This is a genomic window from Virgibacillus kimchii (assembly GCF_055379185.1).
This window is the reverse complement of record NZ_AP043951.1, coordinates 3495728-3517139: the sequence shown is the minus strand read 5'-3', so window position 1 is coordinate 3517139 and position 21412 is coordinate 3495728. Positions and strand designations below refer to the sequence as shown.

Annotated in this window: 20 protein-coding genes and 2 pseudogenes; 7 read left to right on the top strand and 15 right to left on the bottom strand. The window is 36.7% G+C overall.

Features of this window, described 5'->3' with window-relative positions; genetic code table 11:
• Window positions 1-148: 148 nt before the first annotated feature.
• The 7 genes from ACZ42C_RS17005 to ACZ42C_RS16975 form a co-directional block, all read right to left on the bottom strand.
• On the bottom strand, window positions 149-1666 hold the full coding sequence (locus tag ACZ42C_RS17005) for a tripartite tricarboxylate transporter permease (protein ID WP_461181886.1): 1518 nt from the start codon (window positions 1664-1666) through the stop codon (window positions 149-151).
• Between the two features lie 18 nt (window positions 1667-1684).
• Window positions 1685-2152 carry a tripartite tricarboxylate transporter TctB family protein gene (locus ACZ42C_RS17000; protein WP_461181887.1) on the bottom strand — a complete coding sequence of 156 codons (468 nt, stop codon included), beginning with the start codon at window positions 2150-2152 and terminating at the stop codon, window positions 1685-1687.
• Between the two features lie 13 nt (window positions 2153-2165).
• On the bottom strand, window positions 2166-3155 hold the full coding sequence (locus tag ACZ42C_RS16995; protein ID WP_461181888.1) for a tripartite tricarboxylate transporter substrate binding protein: 990 nt from the start codon (window positions 3153-3155) through the stop codon (window positions 2166-2168).
• A gap of 763 nt (window positions 3156-3918) precedes the next feature.
• The gene (locus ACZ42C_RS16990) at window positions 3919-4914 is read right to left on the bottom strand and encodes a proline racemase family protein (RefSeq protein WP_461181906.1); all 996 of its coding nucleotides are present in this window, start codon (window positions 4912-4914) and stop codon (window positions 3919-3921) included.
• Window positions 4915-6325: 1411 nt separating this feature from the next.
• Window positions 6326-7558, bottom strand: a complete 1233-nt coding sequence (locus ACZ42C_RS16985) for an ISL3 family transposase (RefSeq protein ID WP_461181889.1) — start codon at window positions 7556-7558, stop codon at window positions 6326-6328.
• Between the two features lie 516 nt (window positions 7559-8074).
• Entirely contained in the window at window positions 8075-8452 is a 378-nt protein-coding gene (locus ACZ42C_RS16980) for a cupredoxin domain-containing protein (RefSeq protein WP_461181890.1), read from the bottom strand.
• A gap of 174 nt (window positions 8453-8626) precedes the next feature.
• Complete coding sequence (locus ACZ42C_RS16975; protein WP_461181891.1) at window positions 8627-8998, bottom strand: hypothetical protein; 372 nt, start codon at window positions 8996-8998, stop codon at window positions 8627-8629.
• 240 nt (window positions 8999-9238) lie between these two features.
• Between ACZ42C_RS16975 and ACZ42C_RS16970 the strand changes: the two are divergent.
• Window positions 9239-9963: pseudogene (locus ACZ42C_RS16970) on the top strand (D-alanyl-D-alanine carboxypeptidase family protein); the annotation flags it as partial.
• Window positions 9964-10018: 55 nt separating this feature from the next.
• On the opposite strand, the gene ACZ42C_RS16965 reads toward ACZ42C_RS16970, so the two are convergent.
• Together ACZ42C_RS16965 and ACZ42C_RS16960 are read right to left on the bottom strand one after the other, a co-directional pair.
• Complete coding sequence (locus ACZ42C_RS16965) at window positions 10019-11056, bottom strand: flavin-containing monooxygenase (RefSeq protein WP_461181892.1); 1038 nt, start codon at window positions 11054-11056, stop codon at window positions 10019-10021.
• 143 nt (window positions 11057-11199) lie between these two features.
• Window positions 11200-11520 carry an ArsR/SmtB family transcription factor gene (locus tag ACZ42C_RS16960; RefSeq protein WP_461181893.1) on the bottom strand — a complete coding sequence of 107 codons (321 nt, stop codon included), beginning with the start codon at window positions 11518-11520 and terminating at the stop codon, window positions 11200-11202.
• Between the two features lie 181 nt (window positions 11521-11701).
• Between ACZ42C_RS16960 and ACZ42C_RS16955 the strand changes: the two genes are divergently transcribed.
• The 5 genes from ACZ42C_RS16955 to ACZ42C_RS16935 are packed head-to-tail and all read left to right on the top strand — an operon-like array spanning window position 11702 to window position 14202.
• Window positions 11702-12382: a DsbA family protein gene (locus ACZ42C_RS16955; RefSeq protein WP_461181894.1), complete on the top strand. Its 681-nt coding sequence runs from the start codon at window positions 11702-11704 to the stop codon at window positions 12380-12382.
• 3 nt (window positions 12383-12385) lie between these two features.
• A complete protein-coding gene (locus tag ACZ42C_RS16950; protein ID WP_461181895.1) occupies window positions 12386-12820 on the top strand; it encodes a disulfide oxidoreductase in 435 nt (144 codons plus the stop codon).
• Window positions 12821-12850: 30 nt separating this feature from the next.
• The gene (locus tag ACZ42C_RS16945) at window positions 12851-13420 is read left to right on the top strand and encodes an SCO family protein (RefSeq protein WP_461181896.1); all 570 of its coding nucleotides are present in this window, start codon (window positions 12851-12853) and stop codon (window positions 13418-13420) included.
• A gap of 22 nt (window positions 13421-13442) precedes the next feature.
• The gene (locus tag ACZ42C_RS16940) at window positions 13443-13793 is read left to right on the top strand and encodes a hypothetical protein (RefSeq protein ID WP_461181897.1); all 351 of its coding nucleotides are present in this window, start codon (window positions 13443-13445) and stop codon (window positions 13791-13793) included.
• 49 nt (window positions 13794-13842) lie between these two features.
• The gene (locus tag ACZ42C_RS16935; protein WP_461181898.1) at window positions 13843-14202 is read left to right on the top strand and encodes a FixH family protein; all 360 of its coding nucleotides are present in this window, start codon (window positions 13843-13845) and stop codon (window positions 14200-14202) included.
• 186 nt (window positions 14203-14388) lie between these two features.
• Here ACZ42C_RS16935 and ACZ42C_RS16930 read toward each other — a convergent pair whose 3' ends face one another.
• From ACZ42C_RS16930 to ACZ42C_RS16920, 3 genes are read right to left on the bottom strand one after another with little or no spacing between them, the layout of a single operon-like run.
• Complete coding sequence (locus ACZ42C_RS16930) at window positions 14389-14610, bottom strand: DUF5348 domain-containing protein (RefSeq protein ID WP_461181899.1); 222 nt, start codon at window positions 14608-14610, stop codon at window positions 14389-14391.
• Window positions 14607-15407 (bottom strand): ExeA family protein, encoded by an 801-nt coding sequence (locus ACZ42C_RS16925; RefSeq protein WP_461181900.1) that lies wholly within the window; start codon window positions 15405-15407, stop codon window positions 14607-14609. Before ACZ42C_RS16925 ends, ACZ42C_RS16930 begins: the two co-directional genes overlap by 4 nt.
• On the bottom strand, window positions 15400-15705 hold the full coding sequence (locus tag ACZ42C_RS16920) for a hypothetical protein (RefSeq protein ID WP_464891294.1): 306 nt from the start codon (window positions 15703-15705) through the stop codon (window positions 15400-15402). Before ACZ42C_RS16920 ends, ACZ42C_RS16925 begins: the two co-directional genes overlap by 8 nt.
• Window positions 15706-15864: 159 nt before the next feature.
• On the opposite strand from ACZ42C_RS16920, the gene ACZ42C_RS16915 reads away from it, so the two are divergent.
• On the top strand, window positions 15865-17094 hold the full coding sequence (locus tag ACZ42C_RS16915; RefSeq protein WP_461183821.1) for an IS4 family transposase: 1230 nt from the start codon (window positions 15865-15867) through the stop codon (window positions 17092-17094).
• A gap of 164 nt (window positions 17095-17258) precedes the next feature.
• On the opposite strand, the pseudogene ACZ42C_RS16910 reads toward ACZ42C_RS16915, so the two are convergent.
• The 3 genes and pseudogenes from ACZ42C_RS16910 to ACZ42C_RS16900 all read right to left on the bottom strand — a co-directional run.
• Window positions 17259-18308: pseudogene (locus tag ACZ42C_RS16910) on the bottom strand (DDE-type integrase/transposase/recombinase); the annotation flags it as partial.
• Window positions 18309-18349: 41 nt separating this feature from the next.
• Window positions 18350-18862: a DUF6431 domain-containing protein gene (locus tag ACZ42C_RS16905; RefSeq protein WP_461181744.1), complete on the bottom strand. Its 513-nt coding sequence runs from the start codon at window positions 18860-18862 to the stop codon at window positions 18350-18352.
• A gap of 424 nt (window positions 18863-19286) precedes the next feature.
• Window positions 19287-21206, bottom strand: a complete 1920-nt coding sequence (locus tag ACZ42C_RS16900) for a heavy metal translocating P-type ATPase (protein WP_461183653.1) — start codon at window positions 21204-21206, stop codon at window positions 19287-19289.
• Between the last annotated feature and the right edge of the window lie 206 nt (window positions 21207-21412).

Genomic DNA, 21412 nt, shown 5'->3' with positions numbered 1-21412 from the left:
TTCCTCTCCAGCTGTACGAACAGAACGAAGAAAAGGACTCATTGATGCACAATTTAAAAAGGTTATATCTTCCGGGATTTCAAATAAATCATGCTGTGGTTTAAGTATGTGTACCATTTAATCAACTTATATCTCACGATCATTCTCTTTACTCACTCTTTAGTTCAGAATCTTCTTTTTTTCTATTAACATAGTTTCTAATAAGAGGAACAAATAACATCAAAATGGTTAGCCCTATCATAATTAATACAATAGGACGTTCTAGAATTTCCAAATATCTTCCATTGTACATTATCATCGTGCGAGTTAACTCTCCATCAGCAATGCCGCCAAGTATCAATCCCAGCAAAAGTGCAATAATAGGGTAATCTAACTTACGCATTATAAACCCTAGAAAAGCAAAAATTAATATTAGTACAGCATCAATATAAACTCCACGAATAGATAAAGATCCCAGAACAGCTAAAACAGCAATTATAGGAATCAGTAAGCGAGAAGGTATAAGTACTATTCTGCTAAAGTACCACACGAAAATGAGACCCAGGATTAAAAGGAAAAACATTTGAATTATATTTCCTATTATCACTGCATATGCCATATCCATGTTGTCCCTGATCAAATAAGGGCCCGGAGTTAAGCCATGAATCATAAATCCAGCCATTAACACCGCTGTCACGCTACTACCGGGAATACCAAAGGTCATCATGGTAGTCATACTTCCACCCTCGGAGGAGCTATTAGCTGTTTCCGCAGCAACAACGCCAGAGGGTTCACCTTTACCGAAATTTTTCCTGTTTTTTGAATAGACCTGAGCCTGTCCATAGCTCATTATAGCAGCCACCGTACCTCCTGCTGCAGGCATTAATCCGACAAATAAACCAATAACCATGGAACGCAGGCTATTAATTTTGTCTTTAAACGGGTAAATTAATCCTCTTAAAATATCTTTAAAGTTTTTTTGAACCTTTGTTGCATCATCAACAATCATTTTCCTTGAGATAAGAAAAAATAATTCTGAAACTGCAAGCAGACCCATAATAGCTGGAACTATTTCAATTCCTTCATATAAGGTTGCCTGACCAAATGTTCCTCTTGCGTTGCCAAAAGCTGTTGCTCCAATCGTACCAATCATAAGACCTACAACACCTGATATAAGCACCTTAATAAAGTTACCTTGAACTGCTCCAATAACAGAGAAAGCAAATACGGTTAACATCAGCATTTCCGGGGCGCCAAACTGCAGGACTAATTGGCCTAAAGGTTGTATAAAAAGTAATACAACTATATAACTTAGAAACGCTCCAAGAACAGAAGCACCCAGCCCAATACCTAAAGCCTCATTTTGTCTGCCTTTTCTTGTCATTCCGTACCCATCAAATGTAGTAGCAACCGCCCCAGGGCCGCCAGGAATATTCAATAAGATAGCTGTAACTCCCGAAGCATACACAGACCCTGTAAATATACCAGTCAGGAACATTAATGCATCAATTGGTACCATTTGATATGTAAGGGGAAGCATAATTGCAATTCCCATCACTCCTGATACCCCTGGTAAAGCTCCTAACACAATACCAACAATTAAACCTAAAATGATATACAGTACAACGTTAAAGGATAACAGCAAGTCTATTCCCGCAAAAAAAGATGGTACCTCTATAAAAAACATCTTCTCCCCCCTTATACGTTAAATAAGAAATCCATCAGGTAATCTTACATCCAATACAAGGACGAATAGTATATAAACAGAAATCAAGATTGCAATGGGTAATAAGGTGAGTTCCCATAATTTCTTACTTCCCAATAAATAATTATAAGTGACCAAAAAAATAGCAGAGGTCACAAAAAATCCAATTATTGGTAATAACAAGATATAAAGGGACAAACCAACAAATAGCATGACTGGTTTATTTAAAATCCATCCTTTTAATATACTCTTTATACTTTGCTTATTATTCTCATTTTTATTTTCTTTCCAAAGTTTATAAGTGGTTCTGCTAGCTTCTATCGCCAGCAGAACCACCAATACCCAAAAAAGAATTTCAACGATTACCCTTTCCTGAGGATTAGGTAGGGAACGAACATCCAGAAAATAATAGAGTCCAAATGCTCCAATGATAATTAACAATAAGTAATTACCGATATTTGCAGCCATTTGTTCTCCTCCTTTAGTCTTCAACTTCTGCGTATTCCAAGAAGATCTCATGTGCTCCACTCAAGAATTCATAAGTTTCTTCCGGACCAACCCATTCAAGATTCATACCTTGTTCAAGTCCCCATTCAATATATTCATCACTAGTAACCGCAGCTTCCAGTGCTTCAATCAATGTATCCCATCTTTCCGGGTACTCTTCTTTAAAGCCCTTTTTCACTTTTAAATATCTCACACTAGACATTTCAGGAAATTCTGCATCTATACCTAATTCCTCCATCAAATCATTCATTAACGGGATGTCAGGATCATCTACATATGGGTCATTAGAAAACATCCCCAGTGATCTTGCTTCTTCTCTAATACTGGCATATACACCTTCAATATCTGTAAAAGCAAAATCAACTTCTTGAGAAATGAGAGCAGTACGTAATGGTCCACCACCATCATAAGGTACAGCATTTGCTTCCAGTCCTAATTCCTCTAATAGCATGACCCCTGCAATATCTTCCCACGAGCCCGGTAAGACGCCATAATTTAATTGACCAGGATTGTCTTCCAGATCTGCGATTAAAGTTTCAAGAGAATCATATTCAGAGTCCACATGTACAAACAAACCTATCGGAGAATTGTGTACAGTTCCCATGTAATCATAATCATCAAATTCGTATTCCGCACCTCTTAATATTCCTGCATCAAAGTGAGGTGAGGAATGAAAAAGGATGTGTGATCCATCATCTGGATCACTTTGAAGGTGATCCTGAGCACCTACTAACCCATTACCGCCCTCTCTATTTTCAACCACAACTGAGGCATCTAAATTCTCTTCTAAGACTGGAATTAATGCCCTTGACTGTCTATCTATCGAACCTCCACTGCTAAACGGGTTAACAATTGTTATCGTCTCATCCGGCCAATTGTTCTCGCCGCCTACCTCGTCTGTACAGGCTGCCATTAATGCTCCAAGTGCAAGTACAAGAACAAGCAATAATCTTTTATTGTTCATTAAAATCCCCTCTTTTCAAAGTATAGATTCTTAATTGATTCTTTAACTACTTGACCCAACCATACAGCACATTGTAATTACCACGTCAGCAGAATAATACATATTAACTGAATAATATCAACCAGTAAGTTTATATTTATTCCTTACATATTTTCGCAAATACTAATGCTTGTAATTCCCCTAAAATTTAACTCTATTTAATTAGTTTATATACCCTGGTTTTCTTAATTATTTTAATATGTACTCCACAATATATTGATGTGGTTATCTACAAGGCTTATCCAGTCAAACATACGAAACGGCATTTAAATTAAACGACAAGCAACACCAACTATCCTCCTCACAAGTTTTTAACTATCTTTTTTTAAAAACTTTTCTTATCTTACTTACTATTATTGCAACATTTATGCCAATTTAAATTTTTGCTATCTTCAATATCCTTAAAATTCATTTATTTTTTACTTCTGACTACTGTGTTATTGCCCTTAACCTAAAGCGTCTGTTCTAACTAAAATATTTATTCTTTTTTCTCAATGCCTTGTTAACCCAGAAATAAATATTCTCTTTATTAGATAGATAGTTTAATATTAGGTTGATTTGTCTAAAACATTTAAATAAACATTACATATTTAAAATAATTAGACACTTTTAAATTTGTTACTTAAGCACTCCCTAAATTGTAAAAGTAACAAAACTGATAGATTTGTTACACTTTCTCCAACACCTTTTAGGCCAATTCTTGAGGTCATTAACAGACGTCCTTTTATATTTCCTCCAATAAAAAGCCTTGTGGCAGTGTATCCTCTGGATCAATCACAAATTGGTGAAACCCTGTAATAAATGCAGACCCTGTAACTAAGGGGACAACTGCTTGATAATTACCCACTGTATCTTTTCCAATTATTTGTCCAACAAAATGACCGTCTGTAATACTTTCATGTACAAAACTGCCATTATCATCTATTTCACTATGTTCAAAAAGTGATGCTAACCTAGCACATGTACCAGTTCCACATGGTGAACGATCTACCTGTTCATCTGCAAAAACGGTAACGTTACGTAAATCTGCGTCATTTCTCGTTGGCTTGTCCGAGAAAATCACACCATACATTCCTTCTAGGTCTTTTTCCAGGGGATGCACAATATGCCAATTATTTTCAATATAAGCTTTTATCTTTGTTCCCCATTTTTGTAAATGCGGTAAATTTTTTTTGCTAACCTCTAGCCCTAAACTTTGACTGTTTATAATCGCATAAAAAGCCCCGCCAAACGAGATATCTGCAATAATTTCTTTGCCATCAAGTTCCATTTTTATATCTTTTTTCAAAACAAAGGAGGGTACATTTTCAAAAGAAACAGACCTTACCCTATTTCCAGCTACCTCGGCATAAGCTGTGACTTCACCGGCAGGGCTATCAATAATAAATTTATTCTTACCATCCTTTGCTTCAAATCTCCCTGTCTCAATACCCATCGTTACTACGCCAATAATTCCATGACCACACATCGTACTCCAGCCCTCATTGTGCATAAACAATACACCAAAATCCGAAGTTTCTTTAGCAGGGCGGGTTATGATACAGCCGTACATTCCGTGATGTCCTCTCGGTTCGTACATTAATACTTCACGAATGTGATCCAGGTTTTCCTTGCAGTAGGCTCTTCTTTCCAGTTGCGTCTCCCCTTTAATTTCCGGTAAACCATCTATTATAATCCTTAATGGTTCTCCCTCCACATGAACATCTACAGTTTGATACATTTTCTTAGTAATCACCTTAACCGCTCCTCTTCTCTTATCTTAAAATACTTTGAAAATATTGGAAATTCAATTAAGACCCAGAACAATTAAACGCTTACATTTTTTAATTTTATTTGTTCTATAGTACAATTTAATTTCATTAAAATAATTGGATAGTGATAAAAACTGAAAATTAAATTAATGTTTATGCAACGCTAGTGAGTGTGAAATTATTTATAATTAGACTAAAGTGACAGTGGCAATTTGTTTGTTAAGAGGCAGCTCTTCCTTCTATTTTCAGAAGCCAGATATATGCTGGTTTCCACAGAGATGCTCTTAAAAAACTTCAAGCCCAAAATGCTTCAACTCTTCTCCAAGTTTACATTTGAGTTGATAAATGAGTTTTCTTCACTCGGGAATAGGAATTATATTTTGGAAAAGGATAATTATTCGGTTATATTGTGACAAATATGCTGAGTTCCTTTATTACGTTTATCAACTCATAAGGCAATCCGAGGAAAACACCATAAATACTAAATTTTTTACTCACTTTGATAGCTGTCCTACTTCTAGATGTGCTTCCATATAATAATTCCCAATCTAGTCAAATTCATTAATTTTTTTAAGGTGTAAATTTAATTTTACACTGTCTTGAATTGCATAAAATGATCTGTCAAATTCGGTATCATCTAAAACTTATGTTCAGCGATTATTACAGCAAAACCTTTTTGACACACATTTAAGAAGGGACAATTTCAAATTCTACATCCTCCACAGCTGGAGGTGTAACAATACAACTGTAGATAGATGGTGCTCTTTTCTCCCAATTCATACATCAGCTAAATTTACATACAGTGAGTTCTTTTTTCTGGTTTGTTTTATTACCCTTTATCTACCAAGTAATAACATGACGGAAAAGCATCTAACGGTTCTGTCTAGTAACCATTCTGCTCTAGCTTATTGGAACTTTCAATAGAGGCACGGTAATCGTCCCTTCCCAGATTCACGATTATTTCTTCTACACTGCGGCCTGATAAGAAATTTTTAAAATATTGATCTCCGTTTTATTTGGCATGCCTCCTGTTGAAACCTCTTATGAAAATAAACTGGTATAGCCTTTTCTGAATCTATTTCAATTGATTTTTAGAAATCACCTCTTTTTCTCTGTAATCATTGATATACCATGTAATAGTACATGCAATATATATGCCATTTTTAAAACTTTTAACGAAAAGTAATGTGGTACAATTATTTGGCTCTTCGCTATTTAATGTTGAAAAATCAAATTACTAGACCTGAATAGTAGTCTGCCATTCCTTGTTTGCCGCCCTGCATTGTCTTGGATAATTTATAGGTAGTCAAGGAGTTCGCTTGACAACCTATAAACTATCCAAGGTAGTGGTCGCCAAGGCAAACAAAGGAACAACTACAGTCATGGCTCAGGTACCAAATCCAGCTTATTAACTGTCGCATAGGCCATGGCAATGAAATTCTCAGGTGTTCGATACCCACGGGCTTTCCGCTTAGCTGCTTGAATCAAGCTGTTTATCCCTTCAAGCAGACCGTTTGTCATTTTGGTTTTGAACCACCTTAAAATACCGGATTTATGCTTTTTAAGCGATTTATCTACTTTGATCATTGGTTCTAACCTGGAACGAACAGCCCAATCGCACCATTCGTCAAAGTACATTTCCGAAATGATAATGGATCGGCTCCACATCTTTTGTAGTGATATTTTCATGCGGTACGCACGCCCGGTAGCTAAGTCCAGGTCCTTTAGTTTCGCAAATGTAGATGCCTGTTTTTTAGTCAGATTCTCCTGGTTTTTCAGCCATAAGTAGCGTGACTTTTTTAATTCCGGCTGTGTTGCCTGTTCTTGTCTGCGTACTAAATCCAATGCTTCATTCACCATTTTCATTACATGGAATTTATCAAAGGTAATGGAAGCATTTGGGAAGTTTGTTTCAATGCCTGAAATAAAAGATGGAGACATATCGCAACAGACCTCCTTGATTTGGGTAGGTTCAACACCTTTACTATCAAGGAATAAGCAGAATTCCTGCAGTACGTCAGCATCTTTACCGACTGTGGCAAAAATTAAGCGTTTTGTATCCATGTCGATAAACAATGTGATGTATTTATGTCCCTTTGCACGGGAAGTTTCATCCATGGCTATACGGGTAACATTTGACACATCCATGTCCTCCATTGCTTGATTAACGTAGTGTTTAAACACCCGCCAAAGACGTGTATCATGTTCACCAACTTTGCGGGCGACTGCAGCCACAGGCATCTCAAGCATAAGAGACATCACATGATACTCAAAATATAAGGAAAAACCTGCCCCCGGACGGGCCCAATCAATGTTAACGGTACGTATTTTACCACAGGACTTACATTTTACTCTTGGCATTCTAGCATGAAGAATCGTTTGATATTGCCAAAAATCAAGATGCCTCCATGCGCGGTTCTGATCTAAGATATCGTGTACTTTACAGCCGGATTTACCACAGTTTGGGCATGAAAATTCAGCCCCTGATCTGTATTCTATATAGATGTGTAAAGTCTTTTCATCTTTAGCTAATTCATGGTGGAAAACATACCATGGTTCAGGTATTTCTAAGGCGGATTGGAATACATTATATTTTTCCTGGAAATCATTCATAAAGCAGTTCAGCTCCTAGGTATTTAAATAGTTTTTACCCAGTATTGACAGCTTTATGAAACCTTAGACTAAACATTAAATAGCGAGGAAGCAATTTTTCTGGATATCGTCTATTAAAAAAGGAAACTATCACCTCGTATTTCGCAGGGATAGTTTCCTTTTTCTATATTTCCAAAAACTGAACAATGAATTTACCTCTTCATTTCTAGATAAAAGTAATTTTTTCACCAGGGCTTAAACAGCTCCATAGTAAATCTATCATTATTATAATTATAAGTGATAATTTTGCAAGTACTGTGCATTTTTAGTGAATAATTGGTGTTTAAAGATGGTCAGGAAGGTTGCTGCTTTACCCTTGAACCCAATTCAAAAAATAAATTCTTAGTCCAAAAGTAAATAGGGGATTCATTTTGTTTCCTCACTTAAGGAGTGGATTTTTTTAAAGTTAAACAATAAACGCCTGGATCATTTTAATGATCCAGGCGTTTATTGAAATTGAACAACGACTCTCAGTTACTATTGTACAATCAATGTTGATATCATATCATCATGTCCCTGACCACAAGGAATATTACAATAAACTGTGTACTCTCCCGGTTCTTCCGGCGTAAATGTTGCTTCACCATCACCCTCAATATTCACATCTAACTCATCTATTGCAATCCCGTGCATCCCCTCATCATTTGTTAAAGTTATTTTAACCTCTTCACCTGCATTTACGGTGTATTCGGCTGGATCAAGTTCAAAGTTGGATACTGTAATGTCAATTTGACTAGTGGCAGAAGAATCATCTGAAGAACTAGTGTCTCCTGTTTGTTCTGTGTCATCCCCGCTACAAGCAGCGAGCAATAACACGAAACCTAAAAAGATTGCCGCTAATAAACTCTTTTTCATAAATAATGACCTCCCAATCATTTCTTTTAATTATTTTTCTTTCAACGATAATATTACCTGATAAATTTGCATTTTTATGAAGACCAAGAGACAAATATATGAACATGATAACTGAGTACAATAATTAAAAGAACTTAACGGTGATGGGTTCAGCACTAAATGACACCCTTCCTTTTAATGATGATCTTCTATTTGATTATGATTTGGAGATTCTTCATACGTAAAAATTGGTCCCATTTGATTAAATACAATAAAAAGTAATCCAAAAAGAACAGCTATGAACAAAGGGCTGGTGTAGAATATTAGCTTGTTCTTATTGACTTCTTTTTGGATTATGTAAAGCAGCAATAGTAAAGTTGAAAGGAATAATAAGAACATAATTATTACGATAGAATTTTGATATTCTATCTCAATCATATTTCCGAGCATAGCTACCATCATGCCAACCATCTTTGTAATCTTATCTCTATAGAAAAAGTTTTTATAGATAATTAGCAATGAGAGTGAGAAAATCGTTATAAATATTAAAAGTAACGGTGTGCCCATTAACTCTACCCCTTTCTGTCTTGTCCAGTATAATTAACTATATGTGTTTCATTTACGAAATTATTCATAGTCCTAACGTAATAATTGTAGAAAATTTTACAGTCTGGTAACAATATTAAAGATCTATTTCATTATCTAAATCTTCATATTTTCTGCACAAATAAGTTTTAAAATGGCTTAAATAGACGTTTGATAATTATGCTATCAACAAAAAAGACAATTATTTTAGCAGGTGATAAATTGATAAAAATAGTACTACTTATAATAACCCTCTTCGTTATAGATGCATTTATTCCATTAAAATAAATGGACATCCCAATACATCTCCCTCAAGTTTAACAAGTGAAGCAGCTATTGTTATTGATGCAAAAACAGGTGTGGTTATTTTTGAAAAAAATAAACAGGCAAGGATGTATCCAGCTAGTGTGACCAAAATTGCAACAGCAATTTTTGCGATAGAGAATGGGGATCTAGATGATCTTGTTACAGTCAGTAGTTATGCTAGAAATACGGAAGGTTCTAGTGTCTATCTTGAAGAAGGGGAAACAGTTCCACTAAAAAAACTTATTCAAGGATTAATGATTAACTCGGGAAATGATGCAGGTGTTGCAATAGCAGAGCACATGAGTGGAAGTGTTGAACAATTTTCTTCTGATCTAAATGAGTATTTACAGGAAAATGTTGGCGTACAACATACAAATTTTGAAAATCCTCATGGTCTCTTTGATCCGAATCATGTAACAACCGCAGAAGATTTAGCGAATATAACCCTATATGCGATGGGAAATGAATTGTTTAGAGAAATAAATAATACAAAAGAGTTAAATTGGGAAGGCGAATCTTGGGATACCACGCTTTATAATCATCATTAAGTTAATGGGAGAACTACCATATGAAGGAATTACCGGTGGAAAAATGGATATGTCAGGAAATCCGGATTTACTTTAGCAACAACTGCTGAAAAAGAGAAATGGTTATCTCCGGGAATTTTCAATACCGATTAAATATTTGAAGCACCTACTAATAATTTGAAATATGGTTCATTAAATATTCTGCATCACCTCCTACTCCTAGCAAAAGTGCAGAACCCCGTCTATATTGCCATGGTAAACCTAAAAAATATAAACCTTTTATGTTGGTAATACCTCTATTATGTATAGGTTTATCTTTTTCGTCCAAGACCCCAGATACATTTAACCATGAATAGTCAAATATGAAACCAGTAGCCCATATTATGTTTTGTACATCAAGAAACGTGTTGTCCCGGAATATAACCTTATCCTCTTTACCATCCATTGATCTATTTTTAATGACGACATCACCATTACGAATAGCGTGCTTCAATTCAAGACCAAAGATTGGGTCTCCTCTTTTTTGAATTAGTTTTCCATAAAATGAATTGGAAGTTGCCTTTAATATGCCCAACTTATTAAACCACCAAAATATACTTTTATTCCTGATTGTCAAAGGCAGAAATGTTAACCGTTGACTGGTAGATAAATAAGTCTTCTTGATTTCCGAAAGTTCTGCAGCTATCTGCGCTCCACTGTTTCCGCCACCCACAACTAATACATTTCCTTCTTTTAATTGAGTATGATTTTGATATTCAGATGAATGGAACTGAACAATCTCATTTGATAACTCGTTCGCAAAAGCAGGTATTCTTGGTTTCTGAAAAGGACCAGTTGCTATGATGATATTCTCAGCTTTAATTTCCATATGCTCAGTCGAAATGTGAAAAATACTATCCTTTTTCCGAACCCTGGTTACGTCAGTATCATATTTAATTGGCAGTTCAAAAGTTTCCACGTAGTCCTTCAAATATTGTGATATTTCATCTCTTGAAGGAAAACCTTGGGGATCCCCATTAAGCTCTAGTCCCGGTAATGAACTGAATAATCTTGGAGTAAACAAAACCAAAGAATCGTATCGCTTATCCCATATTTCTCCCGCTTTTTGATTTTTATCCAACATGAGAAAGGAGTGGTTAAATTGCTTTAAATAATATCCCATTGCAAGACCTGCTTGTCCAGCACCTATAACAATCGTATTGTACATTTCTTCACACCCTACTGATAAACTACATTGAAAATCCTTTGTGATGCAGCACTGATCTTGCGCGACATAAATGGTTTTAGCTTAATTTAAAAATTGATTAGCTGTTTCCCATAATTGAGTACTTTTCTTCCATTCATCCTTCTTCAATCTATATGATTTTCACAACAAGCAATATTTTCTTGAACATCTTCAAGCACCACATCAAACATCGTTAATAAATCACGTACCAGCTGATTGCGTACACGGTAATAAACATATTTTCCGTCTTGTCTTCCAACAATAAGTCCGCATCCTTTTAAGCACGCTAAATGCTGTGATATGTTCGACTGATTGCCATTTAAATCGTTAACAATTTGGGAAACTGTTTTTTCGTCCTCTTTTATACTTTCGAGTATTTGAATTCTTGTCTTGTGTGAAAAGCCGTGCAAGAATTTCATCTTTGTATCAATATCAACTTTTAACATATATTATCCCCCTTATATTAGACACCACTAATATGTTTTGCTATCATCATATTAGCAGTGACTAATATGTGTGTCAAACTTCTATTTATGAAATGTTTATGAACAATATGTGATAAATATCACCAGGTTAAAGGTTTGATGTTAAAATTAAATTCATACATAAGAATAGGCAGGTGTTTAAATGAACAAGAAAAATAACTCTCCATTTAAATTTGTTGTAATTATTACCTTAGTTGTTGTTGCAGTAATTATCGCCTTGGTCGTTATCACCAATAATAATTCTGAATCAGATGAAGAAACAACCATAGACAAACAACCGCCAATTGATGGGCAACCAACATTGGGTGATTCAGAAGCTCCCGTGACAGTAGTAGAATTTGGAGATTTTAAGTGTCCTGCTTGTAAAGTTTGGGGTGAAGATATTTTCCCGCAATTAGTAAGTGATTATGTTGATACCGGCAAGGTGAAATTTTCATATATAAATGTGCTATTTCATGGGGAAGAATCAGAGTTAGGATCATTAGCAGCTGAGTCAGTATATAAACAGAACCCTGATGCGTATTGGGAATTTCATGAAGCTCTTTTCAATGAACAACCAAGTGAAAATCATGACAGCAGCTGGATTACAACGGAGAAGCTAATTGAAATAGCAGATGGGGTTTCAGGCATTGATACAGAAAGTTTAAAATCAGCGATTGAAAGCAATTCGGAAATGGACGAAGTTAATAAGGATTCAGCGTTGGTTTCAGAATTCGAGGTACAATTCACGCCAACGATTATGGTAAATGAAACAATAATAGAAGAGCCATTTAACTATGAAGCAATTACAGACGCTATAGAAAACGCATTAGAGGACAATTAAAATATGAAGAAAGTAGATATTTCACAGTTATCGCTATATGCAGCTTGGCTGGTTTCGATTGTTGCAACGCTTGGAAGTCTTTACTTTAGCGAAATACGAGGTTTTGTGCCATGTGAACTTTGCTGGTATCAGCGTATTTTAATGTATCCATTATCTTTAATACTCGGTATAGCAACATTTCAAAATGACAGATCTGTTAAAAAATATGTGTTGCCAATGGCGCTCATTGGCGGCTCTATTTCTCTCTATCACTATTTAGAGCAGAAAGTGCCGGGTTTTGCACCAATTAAACCATGTGCGAGTGGTGTACCATGCAGTGCTGAATACATAAATTGGCTGGGATTTATTACAATACCATTTTTGGCATTAATTGCGTTTTCGTTAATTACTATTTTTATGTTAATCACTTCAAATGCAGGGAAAAATAAAGAGTCTTAATCAATAAATGGATTACAGGGGGTCTAATAAATGAAGTACTTTAAGAAGATTACTATGTTATCACTTGTCCTTTTCCTTGCAGCTTGTGGAGGAGAAATTGAGTCGAACATATCCGGAACAGTAGAAGAATTTGAATTTACAACACAGGATAATGAAACGTTAAGTTCTAGCGATTTGGAGGGGGAGTGGTGGGTTGCGGATTTCATTTTCACAAATTGTACAACAGTATGCCTTCCAATGACAACAAATATGTCGGAGTTACAAGACATACTCGAGGAGGAAGGGATGGATATTCAATTAGTATCTTTCACAGTAGACCCCCAGTATGATTCTCCGGAAGTATTGAAAGAATATGCTGAATCGTATCAGGCAGACTTAAGCAATTGGAGTTTTCTAACAGGCTATGAATTTGAAACGATCCGAGAGCTTTCCATAAATTCATTCCGTTCGGAAGCAGAGCAACTTCCTGATACTGACCAGGTAATGCATGGAGTCCGATTCTTTTTAGTTAATCCTGAGGGTGAAGTCATAAAACATTATTATGGTATTGATATGGACGAGGTTGAAACTATTGTTGATGATTTAAAGATAGTGTTATAAAAGTTAAAGGAGTTCCGTATTTATGTCTAAATCAAAATTACTGATCTACCTTATCATCCTTATTGTTGGGTTACTCATTGTCAGCTTTTTTATACCTAAAGAAACAAAACCATCTTCTGATACAAGGATAATACTGGAGCATACTTATCAAACGTATATTGCACCTGGGCAGCCAGGAGACTATTGTTTCGAACAGTCAAATCCAACACCAACAAACTACCTTGAAGATTCGACTTTAGAGAAAGCATGGGACTTAAACTATGAACCACATGATTCCTGTACGGAGGAAGCCTTGGAAAGTGAAAGAGATTCACTGTTCTTTAGCTTGTTAAAGGACATTGGGATTTTAAATAAAAAGTGGGATGATTGGTAAGGTTTTCTAACGTAATATTGAATAAAAAGGATATTGGAGGATTATATTTATGAAAGGGTTTTTTCTATTTATATTGGCTTTGACTCTCGTTATTCTTACAGCATGCAGTGGAAACGAAGATGAAGCAGTAGAAGAGCTTGACGAATTAGAGTCACTTGAAGTAGAATTTGAAGTTCCTGAAACGGCTGAAGTCGGTGAGACCATCCTACTGAAAGCAACCGTTACATATGGTGATGAGAAAGTAGATGATGCCGATGAAGTTAATTTTGAATATTGGGAAGAAGGAAATGAAGACGAAAGTATAACAATTGAATCCACAAACAATGAGGATGGAACGTATACGGCAGAAGTAACATTCGAGAATGATGGAGTATATTCAATGTATGCACATACAACAGCAAGAGCTTGAACACAATGCTTATGAAGTCTGTAACGGTTAAAGATGAAAATAGTGAAGTGTTACTGATTGTATATAATGCCTTTATATTGATTGCGTCTTCTGTCCAAGTTTTGACTAGATTATTGACCACAGAATATAAAAAGAAGGGGAAGAAGGATAATATTTCCTTCTTCCCCTTCGTTCAGTTAGCCAATTTTAGATGTTTATATGATATACATTACCTATGCGAAGGTCGAATCGAACATCTTCCTCCATGATAATATACCAATCCAACCCCAACTCGAGCCTAGAAGGGATTTTATACTGGCCAACAATAAGTTCAAATGATTCACCGCAAAAGAGTGTATAATGATAACCGTTTAATTCAACTACCCAGGCGTCTCTATTGTATTCATAGGTCATCATTCCTTCTGTCATGACAGTTCACCTTCTATCACCAGTTTTACCATATGATCATCGATGAGTTTTTGTTTATTTTGGGCACCGTAAATGAGACAATGCGTACAAATCTTATTGATCAGCCTTGGTGTACCATTCGAAAACTGAAAAACTTCATGAATCGCTGCATCTGTGAAAATGTCGCTTTGTGCACCGACTTCGGTTAAATGTTTTTGTATATATCCACCTACCTGCGCACGATCATAGTGCGGGAGCTTACATTGCAGGTCGATTCGTTGCCGAATAGCTGCAAATGATTGGAGCCGAAGCCGGTCCCAAAGTTCACTTTGTCCGACAAGAATCAAAGCCATTGGACTTTCAGCGTCCATTTTAAAATTAAGCAGAAAGCGAACTTCCTCCAGCATTTCCCGGTCCAGTAGATGTGCTTCATCTACAATAACCACAGGTAATAAACCATGAATTCCACGCATCATTTCAATCTGATTGTGTAACTGCCGTTTAGCATCTCCACGATAAAACTTGGCTTCGCACCCCAACTGTTCCAGTAACCCTTTATAGAAATGCCGGGGTGTTAATTTAGAATCGGCCAGATATAAAACCTTAAACAAACCGGAATCCAGTTCATCCGTAAATTTCCTGAGCGTCGTTGTTTTCCCGGTGCCAGCATCTCCTGTCACCACCGCAAATAATTGTGATTCAGCTGCATATTCCAATCTCCCAATGGTTTCATCCAGCATATCCGGATAATATAATGCCGATGTGAGAATATCGCGGTTAAAAGGAGTGTGCGTAAAACCGTAAAAATGGTTAAACATGTGAAGCACCCTCTTTCTTAACCCTGCGATAGGAAACCGCTGTCTTCTGAACGTCTTTACGGGAAGCATACTGTTCCGTCGCTGCGTCCAACAGTCTGGAGTGCTCTGTGGACTGTTGTCCAAGATGATCCGGCATCGTTGGCCGTTTCCCGGCATGTTCACCAATCACCAATTCACGAGCTGTCCAAGGTGCATGTCCTTCGTACTCAATGGTCACTTCCGTAATATCCGAAGGATCATAAACCACATCGACCCTGCAGCCAATATACGATAATCCAGCCTCGTATTTCTTACCCATAAAACACTAGCGTTGCAGGAAAATAATATTAAAAAATCAAGTAAAATATTTTATTTGAAAGTTGGTAATATTAGATCTTTTCACTTTAAAATCCATTAAAAAAACCTTATAATTAGGGTATGGTAGTCCTGTCCAAATCCCTAACTATAAGGAGAAACCATGGACAATAATACCATAAAAACTGTATTCAAGGAATACATTCATCCATTAGATTCAAAGGTAATACAAAAAATGATTGATCATGCCGAAGTTGACAAATACGTCAAAAAGCTTGATGTACTTACGTTTACGAATGCTTTTATCTATGCCCAGTTAAAAAACTTAGATAGTCTGAAGCGGATAAGTGATACGATTAAACGAAAGAAAACGGTGCAAAGACTTGTTGGTATAGAGAGCATTAGTAAATCACAACTCTCTCGAAAAAATGGAGATATTCCACCCGAGATTTTTCAGGCGATCCTGCATCATTTAATTCAAAAGCTGCACCAAATACTTGGCCCAACAATGACAGACAAATCACTTGGAAAGCTTCATCTGATTGATTCATCGACCATTTCCATGTGTCTCAGCCAATATGAATGGGCAGATTTTCGGGAGACAAAAGCGGGAGTGAAGATGCATACTTCCATCGTCTTTTGTGATGATATCTCTTATCCAAATGATATGATACTTACCCCTGCAAGACCTGCTGATGAAACTCAGTTGGATTCATTAATTGTGCCGGATAAAGGGGTCCTTCATGTCTTCGATCGAGGTTATTTCAACTTTGCTAAGTTTGATTATTATTGTGAAAAAGGTATCCGGTTTGCCACAAGAATTAAATCGAATACTGTTGTAAATGTCATCGAGGAATTGCCGGTAGATGAGGATTCTTCAATCTCCAGGCATGCGATCGTGAAGATTGGAAACATGAAGAATCCGCTGCAGTTAATAGAAACTGTAGACAGCGAAGGGAACCAGATCCGAATTGTGTGTAACGATGCAACCGTCGGTGCACAGGAAATCAGTGATATTTACCGGCATCGCTGGCAAATTGAATTGTTTTTCAAATGGATAAAGCAACATCTGGTTATCAAAAAACTGTATGGAAAGAGTGAAAACGCTGTATACAATCAAATACTAATAGCTATGATTACTTTCTGCCTAACCCTGTTAATGAAAAACAAGTTGGGCTATGAAGGAACTTTAGTCGAAATGTTGCGTTGGACCCGTGATTTCTGGTCACAATCCATGACATTTTTTATTTCCGAATTATTCAGGAAACCAGAACGATCATCCAATGGACGACGAAGGCTGGACCACGAAAAGGTTTTTAATGAAACCTTGGCACAATACGAATCAGAGGAGGTTTTGCACTTAGATGATCTAAGCTACGATCCAGTTAACTAATAAATATATAAAATTCTAAAAATGGATGAAGGGCTACCTTTAAAGCATATTAACTTTTTTTCTCGAATAAAACTAGGTATTTATCAGAAAATTGAACTAAATAACTGAAGCTACCAGATTTATTGATTGACATTGTTTTTACTTTTTAATGCAACGCTAGTGCCCATAAAACTAATACATCCTGATTTATCCACTTTACGCGTCTCACAGTGTAAAAATGCTTGCGCCAATTCTTCTGTACTGACAAACCGTAAGGCTTTGTCATCACTGCGGAAAGCTGCTTCCGGACTTTGGTTTTCCCCCAAAGCACTATGCGGCTTGTACTGGTAGCATTCACTCAACCACACACGGAGTCGCTCATTTAGATGATCCAGTGTTGTGGGCTTCTCCAGTGAAACCTCATCCAGGAAACTACCCACTATCCGATTAAACCTTTCTACCTTCCCGGTAGCCTCTGGCGAGTACGGCTTAGCGTATAATAACCGGATGCCTAACTTTGAGCAGGTTCGTTTCATCCATTTTGTCCTGTATTGTTTTCCGTTATCAAAATAAACAGATTCGGGAACACCGTATAATTGAATAGATTCACGAAAACCCTGTTCCACAATACGTTGATCCATGGTGGGATAAAACCCGGCATGCATCACAAATCGAGAAGCATCATCCAGGAACACCACCAAATAAACTTGTCTTTTCTCTCCACCTGGACCAATAGGAAGGTACGGTCCATACTTAATATCAGAATGCCATAATTGATTGCGAGTTTTCCGTTGGAAACGCCTGGCAGCCACACCAGGATCACTGTACATTCGCATATGCCGAGCACTATACCCCTTTTCAGCAAGCTTTTCCTGCAAGGTACTCCGCTTCAATTGACCGGGCTCAGCTCGTTTTTCCCATTCCAGGATTTGAATAATTTGGGCAATACTGCGTGATGGTACTTCCCGACGCAATAAGATAGCCTGTTTCAATAAATGATCGGGAATAGCTTCCCTGATTTGCGTACCTTTTCCTTTTGGTTTTAAACCTTCAAACCCTGCCTGTCGATATTGTGCTAAGTATCTTCGAATAGTTCGTTCAGAAAGTCCACTTGCTTCACAAATTTGCCGTCTGATTTGTCTGGCCTTGGCGGCATCCAATCCATCCGCCAACAATGGAGACAGTAATTGTACCCGTTCAGCAGCAATCTCCTGTGCTTTCTTTTGATTTCTCATGTCAATGAGCCTCCTTTTAAGCTATTAAACATGAGTCTATCTCAAGAGTATCCGGACAGGAATGCAGAACGGGTCTGTATCCATAAATGAACATTAACAATAGGACGGACAACTTTCGCCAGCCATCCATCTAATGTTCTTCCGTCACGTCCGATTTTTTGGAGCACGGTCCTTGGGGCACCGGACGTGCTCCCCACAGGTAAGTCCAATTGAAACCGCTTTATAATAGAAATCATGCAGCCCACAGCATATGGTCCCCAGATCTGAAACCATTCACGCCAGCGACCCAATGTCGATTCATCAGCCGGAACATCTATCAAATTATCATCCACAACCTGTTCAATGCTTTCTACTCCATAACGTTTGTAAGGGATTAAAACATCAGGTAATTCATGATGTACTTTATGACAACGTTTACAATAAAGCCGGCGTATAATAAGTTTCTCTTTATCTCCTGAATTTCTATACCATACCCTCCGCCGGCTTCCAGCCACTACCAAAGGGCTTTCGCAAATAGGACAGTGATTGATTTCCGCACTCCTAACAAAAAACACCTGCTTCGTCCTTCTTCTCAATTAACGTATAGTCTGATATACTAATCATATGTTAGGTTTTAGTGGACGTCTCCAGTGAAATTGTTTCCGCAATTTCACGTTAATGGGGGCGTCCTTTTCCTTTCCTGGATTTTTTTCTGGTCATATTATCAGTCTACTTCTGGTCAGACATAACCGTCAACTTCCGGCCTGTTTAACATAGCTAAAACAGTGAAGAATAAGTTTTATCTAACCAGTTAAACTCCGAATATAAAACAATCCACTTAAAATTTAAGTGGATTGTTTTATTTAATTCAGGTGTTTGGTATTCTTCATATATGAAGTAGGTTTAACTAAAAATCAAAAACTTAACTATCAAAAAATTCGACAATTCAACAAAAACAATTATAACTAAGATGCTCTTTCATGTTAATTAGATCATTGATTATTTAGATGTTAATAATCTAAGACCATTTAGTATAACAACTAAAGTACTTCCCTCATGAATAATTACACTGATTGCTATATCCGTAAGTCCTAAAGAACTAACTACAACTAAAAAGGCAACAACTGCCATTGAAAAAATAATATTTTGCCAGATAACTCGACTCATTTTTGAAGAAATTTTATGAGCCTTTACTAATTTAGTTAAATCATTCTGCATTAGAACCAGATCAGATACCTCTACTGCAACATCGGTACCATCTCCCATAGCAATACCGGCATCTGCATTTACAAGAGCCGGTGCATCATTCACACCATCTCCTACCATTGCCGTCACTCCATATTTTTCTTTCTGTTCATTTATAATATTAGATTTATCTTCAGGCATTACATTCGCAATAACTTCGTCAAGACCTAACTGTTCGGCAACAGCTTTCCCTGTCATCTCAGAATCACCAGTGATTAAAGTGGTGTGTATACCAAGCTTCTTAAAATAATCAATGGTTTCTCTCGCTTGTTCTCGCGGCACATCCATAAGGGCTATAAGCCCAATAACTTTTTCATCTTCTGCTACGTATACAACAGTATTTCCCTCTGAAGCCCATTCATTATTTAAACGGATATACTCATCGGAAACACCATCAAAAGAAGTGGGCTTACCTATCCGATAATTTTTCCCATTATAATCACCTGTCAGACCTTTCCCAATCTGATTGGTAACTTCAATTTCTATTTTATTTTTAGCTTCAAATTTTTCTAAAATAGCATTCGCCAGTGGGTGATTGGATTCTTTTTCAAGAGCCACTATAATATCAATAATATTCTCTTCATTCACTGAATCAGCAAAATAATAATTTGTTACTTCAGGTTTTCCATTAGTAAGGGTTCCCGTTTTATCGAAGGCAATTGTATCTATATCCGCTAATTGCGATAGGTAAGTACTTCCTTTTGAAAGCACTCCTTTTTTAGCTAGATTAGAAGTTGCTGACAATGTTACTGATACGGTAGCTGCTGCTAGAGCACACGGTGAAGCAGCAACTAAAAGGACTAAACTTCTATAAATACTCTGTGACCATGTCCAGTCAAATAGAAAAGGTGTCAGTACCATTACTAATGGTATTGCGATTAAAACTAAAGTAACATATTTAGGTTCAAATTTTTGTATAATACTAGCGGCTTTGGTTTGATTATCTTGGTTTGAATTAACCAGTTGTAAGATTTTCGAGAAGACAGTATCTTTACTCTCTTTTGTGACTTCCATTGTAAAAGTACCTGTTCCATTAATCGTACTTCCAAAAACTCCGTCCCCTTTTGACTTCTCTTTGGGGATGCTTTCACCGTTAATAGAAGATTCATCAATGGAAGTAGTGCCGGATAAAATAACTCCATCAATGGGCACTTGGTCACCGTTTAATACCTGAAGGCGGTCCCCAACCTTTAATTCACTAACATCAACAATTTCTGTATTTCCATCGGGGAGAATCCTTCTCGCTGTTGTTGGGTTCATTTCGAGTAAGTTGGTAATTTCTCTTTTACTTCTTCCTTCAGCGTAATCTTCAAGAAAATGGGCACCAGAAAAAATAAGAATCAATAATGTTCCTTCCCAGAAATTCCCCATTAAAGAAGCTCCAATTGCTGCCAGCCCCATCAGAATATGGGAGTTCGGGGTGAATCGCTTTTTCATCTTAGTATTTTCAACAGTTTCTCCAATACCTTCAAGAATGATTACATGGTAGCCAGCTGTGATTGTAGCGATTGAAAATAAAATATTTTGTAATAACACATATTCGTCGTTTAAAAATAATGCAATAAGTGCCAATGCTAAACCAATAAAATACAAAACAATTGGCATTTTTCCATGATCGTGATCGTGACCGTGGCTATGATTTCCGTGTGACTGGTGCTCTTGAATATTTTCCATATTATCACCATCCTAAAAAATATAATATAGGTCCAATACATCCGCTTTTTGTTTTACACGAGCTAAGAAGTTAAATGATCGCGTTCAAATTTTTGTATCCAATAAAATATCCGATTTTAACTTTTAAACCTTGTTCACGAGCCACTCTGAACTCAACCCGCTTTCTTTCCAGGTATCATACAACCCTTTCCAGTCTAATTCCAAAA

Bases quoted from the DNA above. Each gene is read 5' to 3' on its own strand.
- ACZ42C_RS17005 (WP_461181886.1), bottom strand. From the start codon at position 1,666: ATGTTTTTTATAGAGGTACCATCTTTTTTTGCGGGAATAGACTTGCTG.
- ACZ42C_RS17000 (WP_461181887.1), bottom strand. From the start codon at position 2,152: ATGGCTGCAAATATCGGTAATTACTTATTGTTAATTATCATTGGAGCA.
- ACZ42C_RS16995 (WP_461181888.1), bottom strand. From the start codon at position 3,155: ATGAACAATAAAAGATTATTGCTTGTTCTTGTACTTGCACTTGGAGCA.
- ACZ42C_RS16990 (WP_461181906.1), bottom strand. From the start codon at position 4,914: ATGTATCAAACTGTAGATGTTCATGTGGAGGGAGAACCATTAAGGATT.
- ACZ42C_RS16985 (WP_461181889.1), bottom strand. From the start codon at position 7,558: ATGAATGATTTCCAGGAAAAATATAATGTATTCCAATCCGCCTTAGAA.
- ACZ42C_RS16980 (WP_461181890.1), bottom strand. From the start codon at position 8,452: ATGAAAAAGAGTTTATTAGCGGCAATCTTTTTAGGTTTCGTGTTATTG.
- ACZ42C_RS16975 (WP_461181891.1), bottom strand. From the start codon at position 8,998: ATGGGCACACCGTTACTTTTAATATTTATAACGATTTTCTCACTCTCA.
- ACZ42C_RS16965 (WP_461181892.1), bottom strand. From the start codon at position 11,056: ATGTACAATACGATTGTTATAGGTGCTGGACAAGCAGGTCTTGCAATG.
- ACZ42C_RS16960 (WP_461181893.1), bottom strand. From the start codon at position 11,520: ATGTTAAAAGTTGATATTGATACAAAGATGAAATTCTTGCACGGCTTT.
- ACZ42C_RS16955 (WP_461181894.1), top strand. From the start codon at position 11,702: ATGAACAAGAAAAATAACTCTCCATTTAAATTTGTTGTAATTATTACC.
- ACZ42C_RS16950 (WP_461181895.1), top strand. From the start codon at position 12,386: ATGAAGAAAGTAGATATTTCACAGTTATCGCTATATGCAGCTTGGCTG.
- ACZ42C_RS16945 (WP_461181896.1), top strand. From the start codon at position 12,851: ATGAAGTACTTTAAGAAGATTACTATGTTATCACTTGTCCTTTTCCTT.
- ACZ42C_RS16940 (WP_461181897.1), top strand. From the start codon at position 13,443: ATGTCTAAATCAAAATTACTGATCTACCTTATCATCCTTATTGTTGGG.
- ACZ42C_RS16935 (WP_461181898.1), top strand. From the start codon at position 13,843: ATGAAAGGGTTTTTTCTATTTATATTGGCTTTGACTCTCGTTATTCTT.
- ACZ42C_RS16930 (WP_461181899.1), bottom strand. From the start codon at position 14,610: ATGACAGAAGGAATGATGACCTATGAATACAATAGAGACGCCTGGGTA.
- ACZ42C_RS16925 (WP_461181900.1), bottom strand. From the start codon at position 15,407: ATGTTTAACCATTTTTACGGTTTTACGCACACTCCTTTTAACCGCGAT.
- ACZ42C_RS16920 (WP_464891294.1), bottom strand. From the start codon at position 15,705: ATGGGTAAGAAATACGAGGCTGGATTATCGTATATTGGCTGCAGGGTC.
- ACZ42C_RS16915 (WP_461183821.1), top strand. From the start codon at position 15,865: ATGGACAATAATACCATAAAAACTGTATTCAAGGAATACATTCATCCA.
- ACZ42C_RS16900 (WP_461183653.1), bottom strand. From the start codon at position 21,206: ATGGAAAATATTCAAGAGCACCAGTCACACGGAAATCATAGCCACGGT.